2 protein-coding genes and 2 pseudogenes are annotated in these 1,722 nt (G+C 24.7%); all 4 read left to right on the top strand.

What is annotated here, in order from left to right; all coding sequences use genetic code 11:
- Positions 1–246 (top strand): annotated as a pseudogene (locus tag HMPREF9073_RS16330) (hypothetical protein); the annotation flags it as partial.
- A 6-nt stretch (positions 247–252) separates the two neighbouring features.
- Positions 253–783, top strand: a complete 531-nt coding sequence (locus tag HMPREF9073_RS09280) for a hypothetical protein (RefSeq protein ID WP_009413475.1) — start codon at positions 253–255, stop codon at positions 781–783.
- Between the two features lie 8 nt (positions 784–791).
- The gene (locus HMPREF9073_RS09275; RefSeq protein WP_051046584.1) at positions 792–1,382 is read left to right on the top strand and encodes a hypothetical protein; all 591 of its coding nucleotides are present in this window, start codon (positions 792–794) and stop codon (positions 1,380–1,382) included.
- A 6-nt stretch (positions 1,383–1,388) separates the two neighbouring features.
- A pseudogene (locus HMPREF9073_RS09270) lies at positions 1,389–1,722 on the top strand (hypothetical protein); the annotation flags it as partial.

Below are 1,722 nucleotides of genomic sequence, written 5' to 3'. Positions count from 1 at the left end.
GGTATTTTATTTAATAAAGTTGACTCTATTTTACAAAATAAGGAAGCTTTTTCTTATAAAAGTGAGATACCTATGCCTGACCAATACGTATATTTATCATTTAACTACTTTAAAAATAAAAAACATATACATTATAGTTATAACCCTCAGTCTAAGGAATGGAATATTTTCTACTTAGTAAGAGACTATATTATAAACAATGATACGATAAACGGTAATGAATTGAAAACTCTTTATAAAAAATAATTAATTATGCGAAAATATATTTTTATAATTCTTCTCTTTCTTATTTCTTGTAAAGGAGAAGTACCTCAAAAATACATTGATAATAGGATTATTGTATTTAATATGTTTGTAGCTAATGGAAAGGTTACTCCTTTTTCTATTATTTTAAATTTTAAGGATCAATCCATATTTTTACATAATATAAAAGATGATAGAAAATCCTTACATAATAACAATAATCAATATATTCTCAATAGAGAAGATGCTCTAAAAGATTGTATATTGACTAAAAATACAGCGCATCTATTTTCAGAAATAGATTCTATTTTGAAGACAATAGATATTAATAATATAAAAAACAATTACTCTGAAAATGAAATTATATATGCTGACTATATTTCTATGTCATTTTATCTTCTTAAAGATAATAAACAAATTTATCATTCTTTTCTCCCCGAGAGCGGCAAGGAATGGCATATTCTTAATTTAACACAGGATTATATTATAAAAAACGACACAGTAAATGCTGATAAATGGAAGTTATTCTATGATAAATGAAAATAATTATGCAAAAATATATTTTTATAATACTTTTATCTTTTATTGCTTGTCAGGAGAAAAAGAAGAGTGAACCTATTGATGATAGATATATAGTTTTTAATTTGTATATAGGGAAGAATTTAGCTTCACATTCTATAACATTAGATTTTAAGGACAAATCTGTATTTGTTCATAATATAATAAATGAAGCTAACTTTGACCGATTTGTGGAAGATGAAGTAGAAGTAGTAGAAGGGACTTTACCTAAAGAAGCTATTAAACAGAAGAATGATAGAATTGATTATAATACTATTTATGAGTTAGGATTCATAGCTGATAATAAGATGACTACTGATACAAATGTCTTATTTGAAAAAATAGATTCTATCCTTCAAAATGGGGCTCCTTTTTCTTGTAAAAGGTCTCAACCTGTTCCTGATGAATATGTTTATATGTCATTTAATTATTTTGAAGGTAATAAGCGGGTGTATTACTGTTTTAATCCTACGGGAAAAGAATGGGATATTTTTTATTTAGTGAGAGATTTCAATATGAAAAATGACACTATAAATAGAGATAAATGGCTATCATTCTTTAATATAGGAGGACCTAAATAATTAAGTATGCAAAAATATATTCTTATAATACTTTTGTTACTTGCTGCTTGTAGTGGTAAAAAAGAAGTCATTGATGATAGGTATATTATCTTTAATATTTATTCTTATAAATACGTATATCCACATTCTATAACATTAAACTTTAAAGACAAAACTATATGGATACATAACATCACTAATGAAGTATTAACTATTGAAGATGTAGAAATAACTCCAAATGAAGATAAAAATAGAAAGGAAGAAAAAAAACTTTATGAAAAACCTTCATTAGTAATAGTGAAAGATAATATGATAGTTGATAGCTTAGGTATTTTATTTAATAAAGTTGACTCTATTTTAC

Origin of the sequence: Capnocytophaga sp. oral taxon 326 str. F0382, from assembly GCF_000318295.1 — a bacterium.
GTDB classification, from domain to species: domain Bacteria; phylum Bacteroidota; class Bacteroidia; order Flavobacteriales; family Flavobacteriaceae; genus Capnocytophaga; species Capnocytophaga periodontitidis.
The sequence above is the reverse complement of the archived record's forward strand: the minus strand, read 5'-3'. Positions and strand labels throughout refer to the sequence as shown.

Coding starts and splice junctions, on each gene's coding strand:
- HMPREF9073_RS09280 (WP_009413475.1), top strand. CDS start 253: ATGCGAAAATATATTTTTATAATTCTTCTCTTTCTTATTTCTTGTAAA.
- HMPREF9073_RS09275 (WP_051046584.1), top strand. CDS start 792: ATGCAAAAATATATTTTTATAATACTTTTATCTTTTATTGCTTGTCAG.